Here is a 22935-nt window from a genome sequence, read left to right as displayed (position 1 = left end):
ACGCAGCACTTACAGCCATTTGCCCTTGATGGTCTGTCGGTAAATCGACGCCAGCCACCCGTCGCCTTTGGCGCGTGGTTGCAAACCATTGTTGGTCAGCAGTTGATAGCTGTCTTCATACCATTCGGTAGAGCGGAAGTTGTGGCCTAGGATCGCGCCTGCGGTTTGCGCTTCGTCCGTTAGGCCCAGCGATAGGTAAGCCTCGACCAAGCGATGCAACGCTTCTGGCGTATGGGTTGTGGTGTGGAAATCTTCGACCACGGCACGGAAACGGTTCACGGACGCCGCAAATTGATCTCGTTTCAAATAGTAACGACCGATTTCCATTTCCTTGGCGGCCAAATGATCAAAGGCCAGATCAAATTTCAGCACAGAAGAGCGCGCATATTCGCTGTCTGGATAGGTCTCAATCACGCGTCGCAGCGATTGCAGCGCGAGGAATGTTAGACCCTGATCGCGACCAACTTCGTCAATTTGGTCATAGTAGCTGAGCGCCAGAAGATACTGCGCGTAGGCGGCGTCGTCATCCAGCGGATAAAAATCAATATAGCGCTGCGCAGCTGAACGGCTGTTTTCGTAGTCTTTGTCCTGATGATAAGCATAGGCCTGCATGATCAGCGCGCGTTTGGCCCATTCGGAATAGGGATAAAGGCGTTCAACCTCTGCAAAATAGAAGGCAGCGTCATCGGCTTTGCTGCGTTCCAATTCGAACTCACCGCGGCCATAGATTTGCTCTGCCGTGAAATTCTCAAGCGGGACTTCGCCGCCAAAAAACGTGCTATTTCCACCGCCGCCGCATCCGGCCAGCATCAAAGTGCCCAGTAGAGCTGCAACTGCTATCTTACGAGAGTCGCGACGCGCCATTCTGCTCAACCTTCTTGACTGTCTTTCTTAGGCCGTGCCCGTTCCATCTGCTGTTAACACAGTTTTTGGCGGGGCAAAATGACTTTGGTGGGATTTCGGGAAATGCGTCAACGGTTTGGCTTGTCAGGGCCGATCTGGGCACAGGCAAACCTTAGGCCACTGCAGGCATTTCTGACATGCTCGCGCCAACGCCGGGCAAACGCGCGGCCATGTCGGCAGAGCATTCCACAAAGCAATAGGCATCTGGGTCTGTCAGCAAAGCGCGCAAGAGTTTGTTGGTCATCGCGTGGCCTGACCGGTGACCGACATAGCGCCCAAGGATTGGTGCGCCTGCGGTGTAAAGGTCGCCCAAAGCATCCAGCATCTTGTGGCGCACAGGTTCGTCCACGCGGCGCAGGCCACGGCCAGACTGCACATAGGTGCCGTCAAAGACCACAGCGTTTTCACCGGGAACGCCGCCAAGGGCAAGGCCATTGGCCCGCATCCAATCAACGTCCGCCTGACGGCAGAAGGTGCGGCAATCACAAAGTTCGCGCACGAAGGTCCCATTTGCCATGTTCAGCGTCTGGTGCTGTGTCCCAATGGCGGCATCGGCAAACTCGATGTGAAAATCGATCTCAAGGTTGTCGCTCGGGTGCAATTCGGCCCAGGCGTCTTCACGCTCCACCCGGATGGGTTTCAGCACCTTCAATGCGCGGATTGTCGGCGATTGTGTGATCAGCCCGCGCGCAAGGATCGCACGCACAAAAGCCGCGCTGCTGCCATCCATGATCGGCACTTCGGGCCCGTCAATTTTGATCAGCGCATTGTGCACGCCACAGCCCGCCAGAGCGGCCATAATATGCTCAATAGTGGAAACCGATACGTCATCGCTATTCTTGATCTTGGTGCAAAGCGGAGATTGCTCAACCACGTCCCAGCGCGCCGGAATCATCTGATCGCCGCTTAGAACATCGGTGCGTTGAAACCAGATGCCATATCCGGCTGACGCGGGTTCAATCTCCATCCGAACGGGTTTGCCCGTGTGAAGACCAATACCGCTGAAACGGATCGCTGATTTGAGTGTTTTCTGCAAAGATGAACCCCACTTCTGCGCCTTATCTCAGCGCAGGTTAGACCTATGCGGAGGCATCCAAATCCTCAACTCAAAGATTGTGACGGGCTGAAACATGGCTGAAACATTTCGGCAAAACACCGCGCAGACGTAAATAAAATATTGATTTAAAACGAAAAAGAGCCGCCCCAAGGGACGGCTCTGACAATATATTTTGTAGTGATTAGTTCGCTTGCCGACGCAGGAATGCAGGGATTTCGATCTTCTCCTGCTCTGGGTCTTCTGCGGGCGCTGGGGCTGCTTTCAGGTTTGGCTGGTGCCGGGCTGCCTGAGGTTGCGCCGCTTCTTGGCCGTGACCGGTCATGCGGTTGATCAAAGAGTTGATCCCAAAGCGTGGGCGTTCCTCGGCCATTGGCTGAGGTGCAACCACTGGCTGGCGAGGCTGCGGCGCAGACGGTGTTTTGTTGACCGCTGTGCGCAGACGCGCGAGGGCTTCTGGCGATGGTGTACCCGGTGCTGCCGCGCGAGGCGCAACATATGCAGCTTCGGCTTCTTCTTCGTATTCATCAACGCGAGGCTGGAATTCTGCGACGCGTGGCTGGTACGCTGGCGGTGGCAGGTCATCTTGTGCGGCCACGGGCGCAGCTGGCTCCTCGAAAAGGTCATGCGCTTCTTCTGTGGCCGGTGCGTCCATGTCCTCAAACAAGCTTGGTTCTGCAACCGCTGCGGCAGGCGCTTGGCGTGGCGCAGGGGCCGGCGCTGGTTCAGCCGCTGCAACCGGCTCTTCTTCGATCATGGTCGGCTTCAGAGGCTCTTTCAAAGAGCGACGCGGCACAGGCATCTCGGTCTGGACATCGGTTGCATCGATACCCGTCGCAACAACAGAGACGCGCATCGCTCCTTCGAGTTCGGTGTCCAGCGTGGAGCCAACGATGATGTTCGCATCTGGGTCGACTTCTTCGCGGATGCGGTTCGCCGCTTCGTCCAGTTCGAACAGTGTCAGGTCGTGTCCACCGGTGATGTTGATCAGAACGCCATTTGCACCGCGCAGGCTGATTTCGTCCAAGAGCGGGTTGGCAATTGCCTTTTCTGCCGCTTGGATCGCACGATCTTCGCCGGTCGCTTCGCCGGTGCCCATCATGGCTTTGCCCATTTCGTCCATGACGGCGCGAACGTCTGCAAAGTCGAGGTTGATCAGGCCCGGACGCACCATCAAGTCCGTCACGCCCTTCACACCTTGATAAAGAACGTCGTCGGCCATGGCGAAGGCTTCGGTAAAGGTGGTCTTTTCATTCGCCAGACGGAACAGGTTCTGGTTAGGAATGATGATCAGCGTGTCCACGACCTTTTGCAGGGCTTCAACGCCCGCTTCAGCCTGGCGCATCCGCTTTGCACCTTCGAATTGGAATGGTTTGGTCACAACGCCGACAGTCAGGACACCCAGCTCACGTGCGGCCTGCGCGATGATCGGCGCAGCGCCCGTCCCCGTGCCGCCGCCCATACCTGCAGTGATAAAGCACATGTGTGCGCCCGCAAGGTGATCGACAATTTGTTCGATGCTTTCCTCTGCCGCTGCGGCCCCCACCGCAGGACGTGCACCTGCGCCCAGACCTTCGGTGACTTTCACACCAAGCTGGACGCGAGATTTTGATTGGTTCTGCTGCAGCGCTTGCGCATCTGTATTGGCGACGACGAATTCAACGCCCTCAAGCTGGTTGGCGATCATATTGTTGACCGCGTTGCCGCCTGCACCACCTACACCAAAAACCGTAATACGGGGTTTCAAATCTTCCTGTTCAGGGAAGGTCAAATTCAAAGCCATAAGAGCGTCCGCCTGTCAATTTTCCGCACCATTCGGCGCGTGTTTTTCGTCTACTCACCGACAATACTAACGTTTGACACGGCCATCGTCACGCCAAAAAGCGTCACGAGCTACAAAATATAGCCTAAATCTGACCATAATTCGCGGCATTTCGCCGACGAGGATAGATATTGGGGTGACTACAGGGCTTCAACACAACAAACCACCCTGCCCCGCAGGAATCTTCCGTGCGGACAGGCGACTCATTGAACTGATGGCAAACTGCTCGTCTGCCGTCGCATCTGTTTCGATGCTTGCGCCCAAGTTATACGAAAAATTTCAAGCTGTCGACGTCTCCTGTTTTTGAGAGGGCGATTTGATAACCGGCTGTTAATCCTACCAATTGGCCTTGAACCACCGCACGGCCTTGCGGATGGACTTTACGCCATGGCGTTCCACAGGCAGATCAAAGTCCCAACATTCATCCTGTGGGCTGGTGGCAAAAAGGCACATCCCGACCGCTGCGCTAAAGCCCGGACCTGTCGTGGCTTGGGGCAACCCGTGCACTCGCATCGGACGACCAAGACGAACCTGTTGGCCAAGAATGCGGCTGGCAAGAGTATCCAGCCCTGGTATCTGGCTTGCGGCGCCGGTCAGCACGATCTTCTGGCTCGGCAAGTGTTCAAACCCGGCGGCGTCCAGACGGGCACGGGTTTCTTCCAGGATTTCTTCGACACGTGGACGAATGATGCCGATCAACTCTGCACGGCTGACGGTGCGGCGGTCATGCTCCCAATCGCCGGTGTCGCCGCCGATATCAATCATCTCGCGGTCATCCATGCCCGTGGCGTGCACGCCGCCATAGAATGTCTTGATCCGCTCTGCATTGGCCATGGGCACCTGCAGTGCCATCGAAATGTCACCGGTCACGTGATCCCCGCCCATGCGCACACTGTCGGCATATATCATGTGTTTCTTCATAAAGATCGACAAAGAGGTCGAGCCGCCACCCATATCGATACAGGCCGCGCCCAGTTCCTGTTCGTCTTCGACAAGGGCCGACAGGCCAGAAACATAGGCCGAATTCGCAATGCCTGCGAGTTCCAGATCACAGCGTTTCACACAATGCGCAACATTGGCAACGACAGCACCATCCACCGTCAGCATATGCATGTCGCAGGCAAGGTGTTGACCTATCTGCCCGCGCGGGTCCGCAAGACCAGAGCGCGCATCAAGCGCAAAGTTTACCGGATGCGCATGCAGAACCTCTCGACCTTCGCCATAGGCTGGGACATCGCAACTTGCCAATACGCGCGCGACATCCTGTTCAGTGACGATATTGCTGTCGAGTTCGATCTGGCCATCGAGACCATATGACCGGGGTTGCGCGCCAGAGAAGCAGGCAATCACGTGATCCACCCGGATCTGGGCCATTTTCTGTGCGGCCTGCACGGCAGTACGTATCGCGCGTTCGGTTTCCTGCATGGCAGAGATTTCGCCAAACTTCACCCCACGAGACCGGGTCGAGGCTGCGCCAATCACCCGAAAGCCGCTTTGCCCCGCGAGGGAGCCTATGCCCTCGGCCTCTGCCAGATGGTCCACGCCATCAAACCGCAAGACCAGACAGGCGATTTTAGAGGTTCCCACATCCAGAACCGCGACGACCCCGCGTTGCATGGCCGCCTTGCGCATCGCGCGCATTGCGCGCTGGGATTGATACACTTCAAACATTACTCTTGCCCCACTCGAAGTTCGCGCAGACGCCACCAGGCCTCTACCGATCGTTCTGCTATTCTTATTGTTGGTCTGCTGCCCAGACGCATATCCACAACGCTTAGGTCGCGTTGCAGCATCTCTTGCACGTCACTCAGCGCAACGACGCGTTCCAATGCCTGAACGGCACCGCGTTCCGGCAACATGATCCTTTGGTCGCGATCCAGTACCAGATCCCAGCGGCGTTCACCGACCCGCACAAGCCCGCGCAAACGGCTGGCCAGCGGACCTGCGGCCTTGATGAGTTGCAGCGCTTCGCCCGTGCGCAGATCAGCGCCCTCGCCCGCCATAACTGGCAGATTTGGATGCAGGGCACGGCGCGTGGATTCAGCCACAACAAATCCTTCGGCATCCACAAGGTGCAGCCCATCAGGCATCCGCCACAGGACAACCGGCGTGCGTTCGGCCACTGTGACTTGCAACACCCCACCCGGCTTCACACGCAGGGTTGCGGATTTGACCGGTGACAGCCCGTCGACCGTCTTTTTCATTTCTGGCAGATCAAGGTCAAAGCTGCTGACTGGAAAATCCAGCGGCAGAATTTCCCGGATATCATCGGCAACGCCAGCGCTTGCGCCTTCGATCACCATGGCCTGAACCATGAATTCCGGACGCTCAACAATGCTGGTGCGAATGTCGTCGATCACCATATTGACGTTGTCGCGCCGGTCTTGATCCGAGAACCAGACCGTGGTTGCCAGCGCGGCCGCGCTGAACGGCAAAACCACCCGCAGGCCAAACCGAAAGAGCGGCGTCAGCATCAACCGCTCAAAGCGGTATGACAGCCGCGATGGCGCCGGATCAGAACGTTGGTTTAGCGATTGCATGACGCATCCTCCACCAACCAGCGACAAAGATTGGGAAACAACATCCCGCAGGCGGCCGCCTGTTCCGGGCTAAGCGATGTTGGGGTCATGCCGGGTTGCGTGTTGGTTTCCAGCAAAATCAGTCCCGCAAGACCTTTGCTTTCGTCCCAGCGGAAGTCCGTTCGGCTTAGGCCGCGGCACCCCAACACCTTATGGGCGCGCAAGGCGTAGTCCATACAAGCGTCAAAAATTTCGGCAGGGATATCGGCAGGCACCTCATGGCGAGACCCGCCCACAGCGTATTTGGCGTGATAATCATACCAGCCATCCGTGATGATATCCGTTACAGTCAAAGCCTTGTCACCCAGCACGCTTGCGGTCAGTTCGCGCCCGGCGACGTAATCCTCGACCATCAACTGATCGGGCATGTCATCTGCCAGTTTAGGCGGGCGATTGGCTGCCTTTTGCACAATATAAATGCCAACAGAGGAGCCTTCATTATAAGGCTTCACCACATAGGGGGGCTCCATCACATGGGCGGCTTCGATGTCATCTCGAGAAGCAATCAGGCTTTCGGCAATCGGCAAGCCAGCGGAACGATAGGCGGCCTTGGTGCGTTCTTTATCCATAGCAAGAGACGAGGCCAAAACGCCGGAATGCGTATAGGGAATGCCAAGCCATTCAAGCATACCTTGAACACAGCCGTCTTCACCCCAACGGCCATGCAGGGCGTTGAACACGACATCCGGTTTGATCGTTTGCAATTGGGACGCCAAATCGCGGTCTGCGACCACTTCGACGACGTCAAATCCACTTTCCCTCAACGCAGCGGCACATTCGTGCCCTGAGGACATGGACACCTCGCGTTCGGCCGAGAGTCCACCCATCAGTACCGCTACTTTCGGGGTTGCCCTGCTCGACATACCCACTCCAGCGCCTCAATTTACGGGCCGTTCTCAGCCCTTGTTATTGTGCCCCTTTTGGGGCTTTGAAAGACGGTTTAATAGTTCGGTTCTCCGAAACCTGCCGCCCATTTCTTTTTGTTATTTCAACCCACAGTCGTTGCTGCGCGCTGCTTTGGGGTGACTTAAAATTCGCCAACCCGTTTGATTTCCCATTCTAGCGTTATTCCGCTCTGTTCGAAAACCTTTTTTCGCACCAATTCGCCGAGGTTTTCCAAATCTGCGGCGGTTGCGTCACCGGTGTTGATCATAAAGTTAGAGTGCATTTCAGACATCTGAGCACCGCCCACACGCGCGCCGCGTAATCCGGCGTTATCTATGACTTTCCAAGCCTTTAGATCGTGAACATCATCTGCTTTTCCGGTCGAAGAAAAACCTGCTGGATTGCGGAATGTGCTCCCGGCGGATCGGTCTTTTGTGGGCTGCGTGGCGTCGCGTTTTTCCAACTGGTGTTGCATCCGTGCCGCCAATTCCTCTGGGTCTCCTTTTGGGCCTTCAAATGTCGCCTCAACCAGAACCCAGCCTGCGGGCAAATCTGACTGCCGGTATTGAAAATTCAGGTCCTTGGCAGTCATTTCAACAAGCTTTCCATCCCGCGTTACAGCTTTGGCAGAGACAAAAACATCAGCAATATAAGAGCCATAGCAGCCGGCATTCATGCAAACCGCACCACCGATTGCGCCGGGGATCGTGCGCAGAAACGTCAGGTCTACGCCCGCCTCGGCGGCCTTGCGCGCGACATGCCCGTCAAGCGCCGCAACACCAGCTTTGACACGGGTGCCGTCGACTTGGATGTGATTGAAGCCTCGCCCCATGCGGATCACCACCGCGCGCAGCCCGCCATCGCGCACGATCAGGTTGCTGCCCAGGCCCATCGGGAAGATTTCTACCGAAGGATCAAGCGCTGCGAGAAACTGCTGTAAATCTTCGACATCTGCGGGCTGGAACAGCCAATCCGCAGGGCCGCCCACCCGCAACCAAGTCAGATCAGACAGCGCTTTATTCGGTGTCAGTTTGCCACGCACTTCTGGCAGGTCAGTCATTAGTCGATGATCCTTGGCTTCTGCGTCTGTTTCTTTGAGGGCTTTGGCGCGCGCGGTTGTCGGGGTGCGCGCGTTTTATGTGTCGGCTTAATCTTGGATATCCGCCAGTTCACGAACGCCCCAATGGCTGCCCCAATACCCAGACCAATCAACGGAGGCAACAGCGCGGCAATCCAGAAAAGATATAGGCGGAAGCTCATCCAGCGATCGACAAGCAGTTCAGACCAAAGGAAAACGCCAATGTTTAAGCCGCCAAACAATGCCACGAGGATCAGGATTACCTTCCATGCATTGCGCTGAGTCAGGACAAACCCGGCCACCGCCAGCAAGAGCGCCATCGTGCCCCCGATCAGTAGCAACTGGTCCGGGTTGTTCATTGCCCCACCTTGCGACGTATCCAGCGACTAAGATAAATCACCGGCCAGCGCATGACCCACATCGCGCCAAGCAGCAGCACGGCCGCCAAGATTAGACCGTGATCAAGATAGACCCAAATCAGGATCGGCACCCCAAGGGCGATCATGGCATATGCAAATTTCCAGTGGTTATCCTTGCTGGGAAACATCGCGCGGATGTTCACAATAAGCATCCAGATCAAAGCGGCGACAATGGAAAGGCTCATTTTGGTCCCTCGCTATTATGTTCCCTAGCGCAGCTGCCGCGCCTATTTCACCAACCGAGCGGGCAATCCGTTTGCCCATGTGCTGATTGTACCCGCGCCAAGGCAAACCACAATATCACCTGCCGTCGTCTGCTCGCGCACAAGCCGTTCCAGATCGTCTTCTGACACGATTGCCCGTGCGTGACGGTGCCCCTGCGCGATCAGGCCTGCCACCAGATCATCCCGACCTGCGCCAGGAATAGGGTCTTCGCCTGCGGCAAAGACCTCGGCGATGGCGACGACATCCGCCTCGTTGAAACAAGAACAGAAATCGTCAAATAGGCTGGACAACCGCGTATAGCGGTGCGGCTGGTGCACAGCGATCACGCGGCCTTCGCTGGCTTGACGCGCCGCTTTCAGAACCGCTGCGATTTCAACCGGGTGATGGCCATAGTCGTCAATGATGGTAACGCCATTGACTTCGCCGACCTTGGTGAAACGACGGTTTACCCCGCCAAAGGCCGCCAAAGCCTCTCGGATTTCATCGCCCTTCATGCCCAAATGGCGGGCAACAGCCACAGCGCTAAGAGCATTGGACACGTTGTGATCACCCGGCATCGGCAATGAGCAGCCTTCGATAATTGTACCCTCGGCCTGTAGTGCAACGTCAAAATGCGCAACGCCGGCTTTGTAGGTCAGATTGACGGCACGCACATCGGCCTGCGTGTTAAACCCAAAGGTCACAACGCGGCGATCTGTGATCTTGCCGACCAGCTTTTGCACCTCTGGATGGTCGGTGCAGCAGACGGCGAGGCCATAGAATGGGATATTAGACACAAACTCCTGAAAGCCAGCGCGCAGCGTGTCAAAATCGCCCCAATGCTCCATATGTTCAGGGTCGATATTGGTCACAATCGCAATGGTCGCTGGCAAACGGTTGAATGTGCCGTCGGATTCATCGGCCTCAACCACCATCCACTCGCCCTCGCCCACGCGCGCGTTAGAGCCATAGGCATGGATAATACCGCCATTGATCACGGTCGGGTCGATATTGCCATGATCCAGAACCGCAGCGACCATGGTGGTCGTCGTGGTTTTTCCATGGGTCCCGGCGACGGCAATATTGGATTTCAGACGCATGAGTTCGGCCAACATCTCTGCCCGGCGCACCACCGGCAGGCCCTGACGGCGCGCTTCGTCCAGTTCGGCATTGCCAGGCTTGATGGCCGAGGAAATCACAACAACTTCGGCGTTTTCTAGGTTCTCGGCCTCTTGCCCGATAAAGATCGTCGCCCCCATCCCGGCCAGACGTTGAGTGATTTTGCTGTCCTTCAGATCAGACCCCTGCACGGTGTAGCCGTGGTTGATCAGAACCTCAGCAATACCAGACATACCAATCCCGCCGATCCCAACGAAATGGATCGGGCCAACGTCAGTGGGGAGTTTGGTTGCTGCGTTCATGTTGCGTCTTTCTGTGAAAGCTGTTCGACCAGCGCTACCAAGCGCTCTGTCGCATCGGGGATTCCAGCGGCAATCGCCGCGAGGGACATATTCAGAGCACCCTCTGGGTTTGAAAGGATCGTGACCATCTGCTCGGTCAGCGCGTCCACCTCAAACAGGCTTTCGGGGATGATGATGGCTGCCCCAAGATCGGCAAGACCCCGCGCATTGGCGGTCTGGTGATCACCCGTCGCTGCCCCAAAGGGCACCAGAATCGCGGGGCGACCGATGACAGAGATATCCGCCACAGACGATGCGCCAGAGCGGGAAATCACCAATTGTGCCTCGCTCATACGCTCGGGGATATCGGTAAAGAATTCCTGCACATCGGCCACGATGCCCTGGTCCGCGTAGAATTTTGAGACACGCTCAAAATCTTCGCCACGCGCCTGGTGGCTGACACGCACATGTTTGCGAATGTCGCTTGGCAAGGCGTCAATCGCAGGCGGCACCACGTCCGACAGAATGCGCGCGCCTTGAGAGCCGCCCATCACAAGGATCGACATCGGGTAGTCACCGGGTGGGATATATCCTGCCCCGGCCCGCGCCAGAACGGCGCCGCGCACAGGATTGCCGGTGTGATGCCCTTCGACGCCCTCTGGCAAATTGGTCGGCCATGTGCCACAGGCGACCAAATCGACGCGCTTGGCAAAGAGTTCATTGACCCGGCCAAGCACCCCGTTTTGCTCATGAATCATGCGTGGCAGGCCCAGCAGAAGCGCAGCCCCCATTGCCGGGATCGTCGGATAGCCGCCAAAGCCCACAACGACAGACGGCTTGTCTTTGCGCAGCTTCATTACCGCGCCCATAACGCCACCCAAAATGCGCAAGGGCACCATGGCTTTGGCAGCCAGACCCCCACGTGCAAAGGTGGCTGAACTGACCTCTTCTATTTCGACCTGTTCTGGAAAACCGCCCGTGTAACGCGCACCACGTGCGTCGGTCGACAGCTTCACACGCCAGCCCTTCGCCAACATCGCTTCGGCCAGCGCTTGCGCCGGGAACATATGTCCGCCTGTTCCCCCGGCTGCAATCACCAGAAGCGGTTGTTTTGTCATCTGAAGTGGCCTCGCAGAATATCCCCAATTTCACCCTGCGGACGGCTGCGGGTAAATGCCAAAAGCATCCCCACGGCGATCCCGCCGGCAATCAAGGAACTACCGCCATAGCTGACAAAGGGCAATGTCATGCCTTTCGCCGGTAGGAGGCGAACCGCCACTCCCATGTTGATCATCGCCTGAACGCCAAACATCGCAACCAGCCCAGTGCCCGCCAGCCGGATGAACGTATCACGCTCCCGCATCAGGCGCAGGAAACTGCGGATCACAATCGTTGCATAAAGCGCGATGATAAATAGCACCAAGATCAGCCCGTATTCTTCGGCCGCCACCGCGATGATGAAATCGGTATGCGCATCCGGCAGGCTCCACTTCACCTGCCCCTCACCAACGCCGACGCCGAAAAAGCCGCCTTCGCGGATCGCATTTGTGGCATAGCCAAGCTGCGTTGTCGGGTCGACATCCGCACTGAGAAAACCGTCGATCCGACGCGCGAAGTGTTCAGAAGCGTTATAGGCAATCATGCCGCCAAAGATCACAAGGCACATCATGGCGACCAACAGCGTCATCGGTGCGCCTGCGATGAAATACATAACCCCCCAGCCAAAAAGGATCAGACAGGCCTGCCCGAAATCGGGCTGCATCACCAAGACGAGCGCTATCGTCACCGTCAGCATAAAAGACCAAAGCTTGCCCGGAGGGCCATTGATCTCTTGGCTCGCCGCCATCAGCCACGCTGCAACAACGATAAATCCGGGTTTAAGGAACTCTGATGGCTGCAACGACGCAAAGCCCAGCGAATACCAGCGCACCGCCCCTTTACCAAAGTCCGTGCCAAAAATAGGTAACAAAAGCAGCGCGACAAAAGCCACCAGAAAGCCAATAACGGCGAGGCGACGCACCAATTTTGGGCTCATCATCGAGGTCACAAACATCGCGATCAGCGCAGCGCCGCCAAACACGCCCTGACGGGTGACATAGTGAAAATGCGCAAATCCGTTCTTTTCAGCCAAAGGCGGGCTAGCCGCGAGACCCAGCAAAATGCCGACGCCAAACAACATCAGGATGCAGGACATCGTCCATTTATCCAGCGTGCGCCACCATTTGGGAAGAATCGGCTCTACATCGCGCACCGGAAGCGCGCCATACACCATCTCTGTCATCGTAACCTGCCAACAATCTGCCTCAACGCCCGGTTCTCCGGGTCATTGGGGTGATTCTATCAGCAGTTGCGACTCTTGGGAAGCGTTTGCTGGACTTTCTGCGGCGTTGGGCAATGACTTGACGATCCGACGCAGGTCAGGCAGGTGCGCAGTATGACGTGGCAAACGATTATTCTGGGCGCCGGCGCCGCTGGCATGATGTGTGCTGCCCATAGCGGCCCGCAAACGCTGTTGCTAGATCACGCCAAAGCCCCCGGCGAAAAAATCCGCATATCGGGCGGCGGTCGCTGCAATTTCACCAATCTTTATGCCGGGCCAGAGAACTTCCTGTCGCAGAACCCTCATTTCTGCAAAAGCGCGCTCAGCCGCTATTCGCAGTGGGATTTCATCGAGTTGGTGCAAAAGCACCGCATCGCCTACCACGAAAAGACCCTCGGCCAGTTGTTCTGCGATCACTCAGCGAAGGACATCATCCAGATGCTTCTGGCAGAGATGCATGACGCGGGTGCCGAGCTTTGGTTGAACACGTCGATTGACAGTGTGCGCAAAACCGAAAGCGGGTTTGAGGTGAAGGTATCGCGCGATGGCAAGGCACAAACCCTATCCTGCCAGAACCTTGTTCTGGCGACCGGCGGCAAATCCATTCCAAAGATGGGCGCAACGGGTTTGGCCTATGACATCGCAACCCAGTTTGACCTGAGCATCATCCCAACACATGCTGGTCTTGTGCCCTTCACCTTTCCCGAGGGGCGTTTCAAACCCCTCGCCGGACTAGCCCACGCGATCCGTGCAACAACTGATGATGTCAGCTTTGATGAGGCCCTGCTCTTTACCCATCGCGGTCTTTCCGGCCCAGCGATGCTGCAGATTTCCAACTACTGGCAGGAAAGCCAACCAATCCGCCTGAACCTTTTCCCTGACGTGCCTCTGTTGGAAACCCTAAAGGCCCGCCGCAAAACCGATGGCCGTAAGCAGATTGGCACGGTGCTGGCGCAATTGATGCCCGCGCGATTGGCAGAGTTTCTGTTGGATGGCCTGGATGTCAAAGGCAATCTCGCTGATCAATCCGATGCGGCGCTGCAAAGCCTTTGTGAGGCGCTGTTGAGTTGGCAGGTGACGCCATCGGGCACCGAAGGATACAGGACGGCCGAAGTCACACTCGGCGGAATTGACACCGATGCGCTGTCCTCAAAAACCATGGAGGCGAAAACCGTCTCCGGGCTGTATGCGATAGGCGAAGCCGTCGACGTCACCGGTTGGCTGGGCGGCTATAACTTCCAATGGGCCTGGAGTTCCGGCCACGCCGCAGGCACCGCCATTCGGGCGAAACGCTAATCCCCTTCAACTTTGCAGAAATTCTCTGGGGTGAAAGCGCATCGCGCTGAGGGGCAAGGCCCTTTTCCCATGCATGTATTTTCGATGCGCTATCAAAACGAGTTCAGCTTTTGATACTAAGCCTGTTTTTAGCTACGGCACCGTTTTCTTAGTCCCTTGGTTTAAGGATGCTCTTGACTTTCACCAGCTCTGACCTTGTGCCCAACGCTGCGCTTACGCCTAGCACCGGCTGGATATTCTAAATGCACACTATTTGATCGTGACTGACCCAAGGTGGGCCTTGATCATGCCCATATTGCGAAGCTCGCACCTCGAAATCACACAAGGTGAAATTTATTGCATGGATAAGATGGATTGCCCCGTGCTTTCCCAGTCTCGGATAAATCCCGCCAAACCTTTGTCGGTCAACGGATGGTCCGCCAACCCTTCGATCAAAGCTGGGGGTGCGGTCACCGCATCTGCCCCTATGATTGCAGACTGAGATATATGGCTTGCTGTTCGCGCCGACGCGACCAATATTTCAGTGGATAGCCCATCGTAATTAGCAAACACTACGCGGATGTCGCGAACGAGCTGCGTGCCATCTAAGCCGATGTCGTCTAACCGACCGACGAACGGTGAGACAAAAGTAGCACCCGCCTTGGCCGCCAACAATGCCTGGTTTACAGTGAAACACAGCGTCACATTTGTCTTCACGCCTTGCTCAGACAGGGCACGGCAGGTTTGGAGGCCATCAAGGGTCATGGGCAATTTGATGCAAACATTCGAAGCTATCTGTTTCAGAACGTTTGCTTCTGCCATCATGGTCTTGTGATCCAGCGCCGTCACTTCAGCGGAAACCGGACCATCGACTACCTCGCAAATCTCGCGTGTGACCTCCAGAATATCTCGGCCACTTTTCGCAATCAGTGAGGGGTTGGTTGTAACCCCTTCAATAAGCCCCAAAGTAGAAAGCTTTTTGATCGCCAAAATATCCGCAGTATCGGCAAAAAACTTCATGCTAGTGGACCTCTCCATTGGTGCTAATACTGCCAACAATGTTCACGCTTATTCCGAGTTTCTGTGCGAACTGTGCGCGGCAAACCATCGCTTCTTTTGCGTGCTCAGGGCTCGTCGCATAAACCACTTGGACATGATTAGATTTATGGCTCGCCATAAGCTGGTTCTGACTGACGCCCTGCAAAATCGCGTGCATGATCGGCCATTCCGCGGTGGTGGCGTTCCTGCGGCGGCGCGTCTCTTCTTCGGAAAGTTCGACACATTCGCCAAGGCCGATGTCCATATGAAGCGCATTATTCGCCACATAAACTCGCGACCAAATAAGCGAGCCAGGCTTAGCGACACCACTTAGCGTGCCACCGCCGAACGGAAAATACATCGCGGGCTGGCGAAGCGAGGTTGAACCAGCCCAGCCACCAATGTGATGTTCAGGAGGCGCCGCACCAGAAATTTCGAAAACCCACACAAAGTCGTCGCAGCAACCGGAAGCGTCGTAATCCCCCCAGCGAATATCGTGCAACGTGGTTTCGAGCGGCTGGCCCAACGCCCTGTGCGTGCGGTTGATCAACAGAGCATCCAAGCCCGCGCATTCATCAACTTCATTGAAATGCACAATCGGCAGCCCTTCACGGATTACACTACCTTCGGCACGCGTCACCGGAGGGCGATCAGAATTGTTTAGCATCCCCTCAACCAAATCTGAAGCAGGCAGCAGATCTTTCAGACCTTGCTGGTACTGAATACCGATGGTTTCACAATCAAATTGGTCAGCCACTCTTACGGCAGCGATATACATCTTGCACTGCAACATGGTCTGATCTCGTGTAAGATCAACCGCCCCGTCGGTGCCGAAATCGAAACGAATGCCTTTTTGAACGAGCCATTGGAAAACGGCTTCAGCCTCATCGTCAGAGACAGTTAGAACTTCGGCATACAAAGCAGACTGAGAAAGGCGCTCTTTGAATACCCCCAGCCTTGCGAGCAGATCGTCAGGGATGATTGCATTATACATGCCCATGCATCCCTCATCGAAAACACCCATGATAGATTTGTGTTGAATTAGATCGGAAACGAGAGCGTCAGCGATTTTAGCGGTATTTGTCGCGTTCGGTGCCCCGTCAAAAGGCGCGACATGAGAGAGATCATGGTTGATCGTCCCGGTGGTGAGCCACTCAGCGAGACCATTCAAAAAGAAGTCATCTTCGAACTTCTCACTCCAGAGAGTCGCATAGTCGATGCCAGCTTTGGTCAGTGATCCATTTAGGTTGAGCATCCCCACTAAACCGGGCCATTGCCCCGACCAGTTGGCGACCGTCAGGATCGGACCTTTGTGAAAATGTAGTGCTGGCAATACGTGGTGTGAATATTGCCACACCGCCTCGGCAATCACAATCTTGGCACCCGTTGGAATTTTGGAAACCGCATCAAGTCCTGCGCGTTGGGAATCAAGAAACCCGTGCCCCTTTTCAGGGTCAACGGAATGCGCACGGATCACTTCGTATCCATTCTGTTTTAGAATCCGGGTAAGGTCGGCTTCCATCGCTTCTTGAGCTGGCCAACAGATCGTGTTCGCGGAAACCCGGCTATCGCCGCTCGCTAAAAGATAAATTGCGCTAGGTTGGCTCATCGCCTTACTCCGATTTCATAAGTGATGCGAGATGTTGAAAATGATCCTGCATCGCGAGGAAACAGGCATATTTTTTGGCGTGGTACTCTCGATGTAATTTGTTTGGCGATAGCCAGATCCCCGCGCCGCACATGGATGAAGCAGCGTCCTCTAAGGATTCATACGCGCCAGCCGCTGTTGCGCCCAACATTGCAGAGCCAACGAGCACAGGTTCTGTTTGATCAGGAATGATAACTGTGCAACCCGTCACATCAGCGTGCGTCTGGCAATATAGGGCGTTCTTGGCCAAACCTCCGCTGAGCACAATTTCTGAGGTGCAAACACCCTGAGTTTCTAATCGCTCTAGAATTTGCTTTGTGCCGTAGGCCAGACTTTGAATCACCGCCAAATAGTCCAAAGCTAGGTCTTCGTCGTCCGCTACGGCTCTCTGCCCACTTGTGACCCCCCGGCGATGCGGGTCAGCCAAAGGGGATCTGTTACCATTGAAATCAGGCACGATATGACGGTCTTTGCTCAGCAAGGTCACATCGTCTGCGCCAGACATCTTATGTAGTATCTGCTCCAGAATTTCATATGGGCTTTGCCCGGACGCCTGCGCGCGGGCGCAAATGACCTTCCATTTGGAATGGCGTTTTAGAACCGTATCAATGGCCGCCCCGGCCATTGATTGACCAGCCTCATTTGCCCACAATGTCGGGAAAACCACACCTTTGTAGGGTCCCCAAACGCCGGGAACAAAGGCCGCTTCGGGACCGACAACAATATGACAAGCAGATGTGCCTGCAACCAATGCCAGTTTGGAAGCCCCCCGCCCGATCCCGAGCGTCCCTAATGCTCCGGCATGCGCATCAATCATGCTGACCCCAACCATTGTCGAGGACTTCAGTCCCAATTCTTGCGCAGCCTCATCAGACAACGGACCAAGGCATTCACCGGGCAACGACACCGCAGTGCCAATACGAGCGAAACCCTCGCTCACCAGGTCTTGCAAGCCAATTTGTTCGAAAAGCGAACTGTCCCAGCCCTCGCCGGTTCCACGGTAGGTCCATTTACACACGACTGAACACTGAGAACGCGTGAGCGATCCTGTTGCTCGCCACGTCAGCCAATCGGGTAAATCGAAGAAATGCTTGGTCTGTCTCCAGCTGTCTGGCAGATTGCGCTGAAGCCAGCAGAGTTTCGGAAGTTGCATTTCCGGCGAAATTGTTCCCCCGGATATCTGGAGAAGATCATGACCTGTCTGATCAATTTCTGCGGCAATATCAGTCGCACGATGATCGGCCCACAGAATAACGTCTTGCTCTGGTTCCCCATTTGGCGAAACGGTAACACCAGTTCCGTCTTCATCGACCAGAACTAGTGAACAGGTGGCGTCAAAGCCAATCCCGATCACGTTTTTTGGGTCGACGCTAGAAGCCGCCAATGCACTTTTGACCGTCGCGCAGATTGCAGTCCAAATCTGGCCAGAAGATTGTTGTGCGAAGCCAGTCCTAGGACGCCATATGTCTAGGGCAACCGAATGTGACGACAGGAGTTGACCCGTCGCGTCAAAGACGCCAGCACGTGCGCTCTGCGTGCCGACATCTACACCTATGAAATAGCCCATCATTCAATCAATCTGTTCTAGATCTTCTTCAAGCGCGGTCATATCCTCCCCGCCCGCCATCAGATTAAGAACTTCCTCGCGGGTCTTTTCATCCCGTTTAAAGCTTGCGGCGACCTCGCCTTGGATCAAAACGCAGAAGTCGTCCCCGACGCTCATCGCGTGACGTGCATTGTGCGTGATAAACACGATCCCAACGCCGTTTTGACGCGCAACACGCATCATTTTCAAAACCATCGATGCTTCTTTGACGCCAAGCGCCGAAGTCGGCTCGTCCAAGATCAACATCTTGGCTCCGAAATACATCGCACGACCAATTGCCAGGACCTGACGCTCACCACCAGACATTGTGCCCACAAGCTGATCACCGTTTTCAACACGCGTCAGACCGAACTTACGCATCTGTTCCACGGCAATTGTGTTGGCTTTCTTTGTATCGATACTGCGGAAAGGCCATTTGCCTTTGATCGGCTCCGCACCAAGAAAGAAATTCCGACCAACGCTCATAAGGGGGATGGAGCCAACGTTCTGGTGAACAGTCGCAATCCCGCGCTGCCTTGCGTCGCGAGGCCCAGCAAACTTCGTCTCGTCACCCTCAAGCATCACCGCGCCATTTGTCGGATTGTGATACCCCGATAGCACCTTTATTAGAGTGGATTTCCCAGCACCATTGTCCCCCAGAAGACAGAGGATTTTGCCGGGATGCACCTGCATGGATACGTGCTTTAGGGCCTTTGTCGAACCGAAAAACTTATCGACATTCCTTAGTTCCATCAGCGGAGACATCTTGCCACCCCCTATTTTGACGTCAACGCCAAGCGGCGTACGTAGTTATTGGCCAAAACCGCGAGTGCAAGCAGCAAACCTAAGAAAAGTTGGATCCAATCGGTGTTCCAGCCTGTATAGAAAATCCCGCTTGAAATCACACCAAAGAGGGCGGTGCCGAAAACGATGCCCGCAACAGAGCCATATCCACCGGTCAACAAAACACCGCCAATCACAACGACAATCGGGGCCTGGAACACATACCCCATGCCATAGGTGGAGTTGCCGGAATTCCACTGAATGCCTTGCAAAATGCCTACCAAGGCCGCCGCAACACCTGTGGCAACAAAAAGCGTCACCTTTACCCGCTCGACTGGTACACCTGCTGCACGCGCAGAGTCCTCATTGCCACCTGTGGCATAGATCCAGTTGCCAAACGCAGTACGGGACAAAACGCGATATCCAATGAAAGCAACCAAGAGCCACCACAAAATCGAGATATTGGCTTGCCCCCAGCGAAAAGCGAATACCATTTTTGCACTCTCAGAGGCAAAAATGGACGAAGACGTCACATTTGCGATCAACCGCGAAACGCCCATTGTTGCCCCAATCACGATGAAGTTCGTTGCCAAGGTCACAATGAAGGAAGGCAGTTTGGTCTTTACGACTGCCAATCCGTTGCAAAGGCCAATCAGCCCTCCTGCCATCAAAGCCATCGCAATCATCGGCCAGGTTGGGCCACCAAACTGATTTGTGCCTAAGGCCAAAATCATAGAAGCGGCACCAACTGTAGAACCAATTGAAAGATCAAACTCACCCGAGATCATAAGCAGACCGACAGGAACTGCGACGATGCCCAGTTCAGCGGCGAGGTTAAGCCAGCCCGCGGTACCATTGACTGAAACAAAGCCCGTCCCGGGCGTCGCCATCGCGAAGAAAATGTAAGTTAGGAGAAAGGCGGCGAATGCGCCTGTCTCCGGTCTTTTTAGGTATTTGTTCACTGTTTTAGACTTTCAAAGTAAGCGGAAGTTGGGGGCTCAAGAAGCCCCGCGCACTCCTGCGTGCTTCTTGTTAACTTCGATAGTTGTCTCGACATTTGAGCTGTCGATCACCAGCGGACCGGTTTTGACGTGGCCAATCGGCTGCAGGCCGTAGTTCAGGTACTGGAATGCCACCTGCATGGACATGAACCCCTGAAGATAGGGCTGTTGGTCCATGGCAAAGGCCAGATCGCCATTCTGAATGGCAAGCAGAGCTTCATTTGACAGGTCGGCAGTACCGATCATGACTTCGCCCTTACGCCCGACTTCTTCAACCGCGCGTAGCGCTGACATGGCTGGTACCGCGTTCAGAGTATAGATCCCGTCGATGCCCGGATTTGCCTGCAAAGTACCTTTGATTGCTTGGGTCATTGCTTGTGGGTTGGTCGCATCGCCTGTGCCAATTGTCTGGTAGATGGTCTCGACTCCGGCCTCTTCCATCGCTGCGACATATCCATTGCAGCGCTCTTCAACGGTTGGGTTGCCAGGCACTTGGTTAAAGCATAGGCCTTTCGTAACACCGGCTTCAGCCTGTAGTTCTCCGGCCTTGTAACCCATTTGAAATGGGTCCTCGCCAATGAAGCCAATGGAGCCGTTATCTTCCCACAGAGTTTGACCGGAGTTGTGGATCAGAACGGGAATACCAGCGGCTGTGGCTTCGCGGATCAAGGGGTCCATCCCGTCTGGGAAAAACTCGCCGACCAGTAACATGCTTGGCTTGCGGCTAATTGCTTGTTGTAGCAGCCGGGGATAGTCGCTCGTCATATTGGACGTGTCAGTGACCGCAATGTACTGGTAGTCGATACCAAATGTTTCCGCCCCGTCGTCGAACCCTTGCTTCACTGCTGCGAAAAATGGCCACGACAACGGACCGCTAACGACAAGTATTGGACCCTCGTCGGCTGCAAACACTGGAGCGGTGAGTGACATCGCAACCGATGCACCAATCGCAAACGATTTGATCAATTTTGAGAACATTTCTTTACCTCCTTGTTCGTCGCAAAACCCCACAACGGACTCCTCCTGAGTCTTACTGACGCCTTTTATCAATCACCAATTCCGAATACCTGTCAATAATTATTCAGAATGAATTACTATTGACGTTTACCAAAAATCACCTTTACTTTCAGCTCGAAAAAGCAATGAGCTGTGAAATTTTTAAGATTGGCTTGCACCGCACAGACAGGAGGAACTGGCTTTGAGAACAGTATTATGTTACGGAGATTCAAACACTTATGGTCAGACGACAGCCAACAAACCGGATGACCGATATCCCCCCGATATTCGCTGGCCGGGTGTATTGCGCAAACTACTCGGGCCAAATTGGCTGGTCATCGAAGAAGGATTAAGCGGTAGAACCACCGTCAGTGATGACCCGATTGAAGGACCGGAAAAAAATGGCCGCACTTATTTGCGCCCTTGTATCATGAGCCACAAGCCGCTCGATCTGATCATCATTATGCTTGGAACCAATGACCTCAAAATTCGCTTCAACAAAACGCCTAGCGAAATCGCAATGGGCGTCGGTGCATTGATCTCTGACATCAAATCAATGCCTGCTGGCGTCGAAGGCCGGACTCCTGAGATATTGGTTGTCTCCCCGCCCCCAACAGCGTCAGACCTAAAAGAATGGGCATCTGTATTTGAAGGCGCCTACGAAAAATCTCAGGCCTTCGCACATCATTTCGAACGCATCGCCAATGCGCACGAAGCACATTTTTTTGATTCTGCGATTGTTGTAAAATCTTCCGACGAAGATGGATTTCATTTGGATGCGCAAGCACATAGTGATTTAGGATATGCAATCGCAGAAGAAGTGGCATCAATCGGTTGGATAGAGTGACGCAATTTCAACTCAAGAAAAAAGAGGCGTGTCATGCCTGATATGAGATTTTCTCCACCGCCCCCGGTACGGCGCTCAAGCGAAGTTAGCGGCATGAACCAGGTTGTAGCGCGCAGCTTGAACGAACGTCTGATCATATCGCTGCTGCTACAACGTGACGGCATGACCCGAATGGAACTCGTTCAGGCAAGCGGCTTATCCGCTCAGACCATTTCTGTGATTGTCCGCGCACTTGAGGCAGACAAACTTATTGTCAAAGGAAACGCAGTCAAAGGTCGTGTTGGGCCGCCAAGCAGGCCGATTAATCTGAACGATAAAGGCGCCTACTCGATAGGTCTAAATATACGAAAGACAGGGATCACAGCCGTCGTCGTCAACTTGCTCGGACAAAAGGTTGCTTATGCAAGCGTTAACCTGTCAGACTGTTCGGCAGATAACGTTCAACAGAATATCAAACAGGTTTTAGACGCACTAAAGGCAGATTGCGGCAAAAAAAGTTGGGATCGGCTTATTGGCATTGGACTCACGCTACCAAGATCTAAGGCACCTATTGCGATCTCAGAATCCCAACTCGATATAGAGAAACTTGAAAAATTCATCACCGAATATGTTGGGCAAGACGTACACATTCAAGATGAAATGACTGCGCTTGTAAGTGCCGAAGCGATTTTTGGTGCCGCGCGCGAAGGCACTGATTATATTCAATTCTTTGTTGACGGCGATCTTCACACGCGAATTTGTTTGGATGGGAAAATTTACTCTGGAGAAGATCATGCGTGTGATTCCCCTAGGTCCTCTGCAGCACCTCATGAAACGCTCGAGTGGCTAACGCAATCGGTCAGCTCACTAGTCGATCGCATTGAAATGATTTCCAAATTTGTTTCGACTTCGACTGTCATTATCTCGACGCCCTATTCTTCTGAACAGACACTTGAGCTTGTTAGCAATGTCGGGAAAGAATTGAGGACCCTACACAAAATTCGGCCTAGCAATTTAGGACCTCATGCACTCGCGACGGGGGCAGCGGCACTGCCATTCCAAGTGAGATTTGTCGGACAACACGTTTAGAAACGACCTGCTTGAGACCTGCGGACAGAT

The 22935-nt window shown here is 54.8% G+C and carries 21 protein-coding genes; 3 read left to right on the top strand and 18 right to left on the bottom strand.

Going from position 1 to position 22935, the window contains the following annotated elements:
* Nucleotides 1–9: 9 nt before the first annotated feature.
* The 12 genes from BUA39_RS14835 to ftsW all read right to left on the bottom strand — a co-directional run bounded on the left by BUA39_RS14835 (nucleotide 10) and on the right by ftsW (nucleotide 12625).
* The gene (locus BUA39_RS14835) at nucleotides 10–864 is read right to left on the bottom strand and encodes an outer membrane protein assembly factor BamD (RefSeq protein ID WP_072794000.1); all 855 of its coding nucleotides are present in this window, start codon (nucleotides 862–864) and stop codon (nucleotides 10–12) included.
* Nucleotides 865–1015: 151 nt separating this feature from the next.
* On the bottom strand, nucleotides 1016–1939 hold the full coding sequence (gene lpxC, locus BUA39_RS14830; protein WP_072793999.1) for a UDP-3-O-acyl-N-acetylglucosamine deacetylase: 924 nt from the start codon (nucleotides 1937–1939) through the stop codon (nucleotides 1016–1018).
* A 202-nt stretch (nucleotides 1940–2141) separates the two neighbouring features.
* Nucleotides 2142–3740: a cell division protein FtsZ gene (ftsZ, locus tag BUA39_RS14825; protein WP_072793998.1), complete on the bottom strand. Its 1599-nt coding sequence runs from the start codon at nucleotides 3738–3740 to the stop codon at nucleotides 2142–2144.
* Between the two features lie 375 nt (nucleotides 3741–4115).
* Nucleotides 4116–5450 (bottom strand): cell division protein FtsA, encoded by a 1335-nt coding sequence (gene ftsA, locus BUA39_RS14820; RefSeq protein ID WP_207546239.1) that lies wholly within the window; start codon nucleotides 5448–5450, stop codon nucleotides 4116–4118.
* Complete coding sequence (locus tag BUA39_RS14815; RefSeq protein WP_072793997.1) at nucleotides 5450–6319, bottom strand: cell division protein FtsQ/DivIB; 870 nt, start codon at nucleotides 6317–6319, stop codon at nucleotides 5450–5452. The genes ftsA and BUA39_RS14815 overlap by 1 nt, the downstream gene beginning before the upstream one ends.
* A complete protein-coding gene (locus BUA39_RS14810) occupies nucleotides 6307–7185 on the bottom strand; it encodes a D-alanine--D-alanine ligase (protein WP_242648611.1) in 879 nt (292 codons plus the stop codon). The genes BUA39_RS14815 and BUA39_RS14810 overlap by 13 nt, the downstream gene beginning before the upstream one ends.
* Before the next feature lie 200 nt (nucleotides 7186–7385).
* Nucleotides 7386–8303, bottom strand: a complete 918-nt coding sequence (murB, locus tag BUA39_RS14805; protein ID WP_072793995.1) for a UDP-N-acetylmuramate dehydrogenase — start codon at nucleotides 8301–8303, stop codon at nucleotides 7386–7388.
* Nucleotides 8303–8680: a hypothetical protein gene (locus BUA39_RS14800; RefSeq protein ID WP_072793994.1), complete on the bottom strand. Its 378-nt coding sequence runs from the start codon at nucleotides 8678–8680 to the stop codon at nucleotides 8303–8305. Before BUA39_RS14800 ends, murB begins: the two co-directional genes overlap by 1 nt.
* Nucleotides 8677–8925 (bottom strand): DUF2484 family protein, encoded by a 249-nt coding sequence (locus BUA39_RS14795; RefSeq protein ID WP_072793993.1) that lies wholly within the window; start codon nucleotides 8923–8925, stop codon nucleotides 8677–8679. Before BUA39_RS14795 ends, BUA39_RS14800 begins: the two co-directional genes overlap by 4 nt.
* A gap of 42 nt (nucleotides 8926–8967) precedes the next feature.
* Nucleotides 8968–10365, bottom strand: a complete 1398-nt coding sequence (murC, locus tag BUA39_RS14790) for a UDP-N-acetylmuramate--L-alanine ligase (protein ID WP_072793992.1) — start codon at nucleotides 10363–10365, stop codon at nucleotides 8968–8970.
* Complete coding sequence (locus tag BUA39_RS14785) at nucleotides 10362–11462, bottom strand: UDP-N-acetylglucosamine--N-acetylmuramyl-(pentapeptide) pyrophosphoryl-undecaprenol N-acetylglucosamine transferase (protein WP_072793991.1); 1101 nt, start codon at nucleotides 11460–11462, stop codon at nucleotides 10362–10364. The genes murC and BUA39_RS14785 overlap by 4 nt, the downstream gene beginning before the upstream one ends.
* Nucleotides 11459–12625, bottom strand: a complete 1167-nt coding sequence (gene ftsW / locus BUA39_RS14780; RefSeq protein WP_072793990.1) for a putative lipid II flippase FtsW — start codon at nucleotides 12623–12625, stop codon at nucleotides 11459–11461. Before ftsW ends, BUA39_RS14785 begins: the two co-directional genes overlap by 4 nt.
* 153 nt (nucleotides 12626–12778) lie before the next feature.
* On the opposite strand from ftsW, the gene BUA39_RS14775 reads away from it, so the two are divergent.
* Nucleotides 12779–13960, top strand: a complete 1182-nt coding sequence (locus BUA39_RS14775) for a BaiN/RdsA family NAD(P)/FAD-dependent oxidoreductase (RefSeq protein WP_072793989.1) — start codon at nucleotides 12779–12781, stop codon at nucleotides 13958–13960.
* A gap of 333 nt (nucleotides 13961–14293) precedes the next feature.
* On the opposite strand, the gene fsa is transcribed toward BUA39_RS14775, so the two are convergent.
* The 6 genes from fsa to BUA39_RS14745 all read right to left on the bottom strand — a co-directional run bounded on the left by fsa (nucleotide 14294) and on the right by BUA39_RS14745 (nucleotide 20972).
* On the bottom strand, nucleotides 14294–14959 hold the full coding sequence (fsa, locus tag BUA39_RS14770; protein ID WP_072793988.1) for a fructose-6-phosphate aldolase: 666 nt from the start codon (nucleotides 14957–14959) through the stop codon (nucleotides 14294–14296).
* Nucleotide 14960: 1 nt separating this feature from the next.
* Nucleotides 14961–16586, bottom strand: a complete 1626-nt coding sequence (locus BUA39_RS14765; protein ID WP_072793987.1) for a fucose isomerase — start codon at nucleotides 16584–16586, stop codon at nucleotides 14961–14963.
* A 4-nt stretch (nucleotides 16587–16590) separates the two neighbouring features.
* Entirely contained in the window at nucleotides 16591–18192 is a 1602-nt protein-coding gene (locus tag BUA39_RS14760) for an FGGY-family carbohydrate kinase (protein ID WP_084605025.1), read from the bottom strand.
* Nucleotides 18193–18195: 3 nt separating this feature from the next.
* Nucleotides 18196–18975 (bottom strand): ATP-binding cassette domain-containing protein, encoded by a 780-nt coding sequence (locus BUA39_RS14755; RefSeq protein WP_072793985.1) that lies wholly within the window; start codon nucleotides 18973–18975, stop codon nucleotides 18196–18198.
* A gap of 11 nt (nucleotides 18976–18986) precedes the next feature.
* A complete protein-coding gene (locus tag BUA39_RS14750) occupies nucleotides 18987–19781 on the bottom strand; it encodes an ABC transporter permease (protein WP_242648613.1) in 795 nt (264 codons plus the stop codon).
* Between the two features lie 210 nt (nucleotides 19782–19991).
* The gene (locus BUA39_RS14745; protein WP_072793983.1) at nucleotides 19992–20972 is read right to left on the bottom strand and encodes a sugar ABC transporter substrate-binding protein; all 981 of its coding nucleotides are present in this window, start codon (nucleotides 20970–20972) and stop codon (nucleotides 19992–19994) included.
* Between the two features lie 220 nt (nucleotides 20973–21192).
* Here BUA39_RS14745 and BUA39_RS14740 point away from each other — a divergent pair, with 220 nt between their 5' ends.
* Entirely contained in the window at nucleotides 21193–21837 is a 645-nt protein-coding gene (locus BUA39_RS14740; RefSeq protein ID WP_072793982.1) for an SGNH/GDSL hydrolase family protein, read from the top strand.
* 33 nt (nucleotides 21838–21870) lie between these two features.
* The gene (locus BUA39_RS14735; protein WP_131814605.1) at nucleotides 21871–22905 is read left to right on the top strand and encodes an ROK family transcriptional regulator; all 1035 of its coding nucleotides are present in this window, start codon (nucleotides 21871–21873) and stop codon (nucleotides 22903–22905) included.
* Nucleotides 22906–22935: the final 30 nt, after the last annotated feature.

The organism is Cognatishimia maritima, assembly GCF_900129685.1.
GTDB classification, from domain to species: domain Bacteria; phylum Pseudomonadota; class Alphaproteobacteria; order Rhodobacterales; family Rhodobacteraceae; genus Cognatishimia; species Cognatishimia maritima.
The sequence above is the reverse complement of the archived record's forward strand: the minus strand, read 5'-3'. Positions and strand labels throughout refer to the sequence as shown.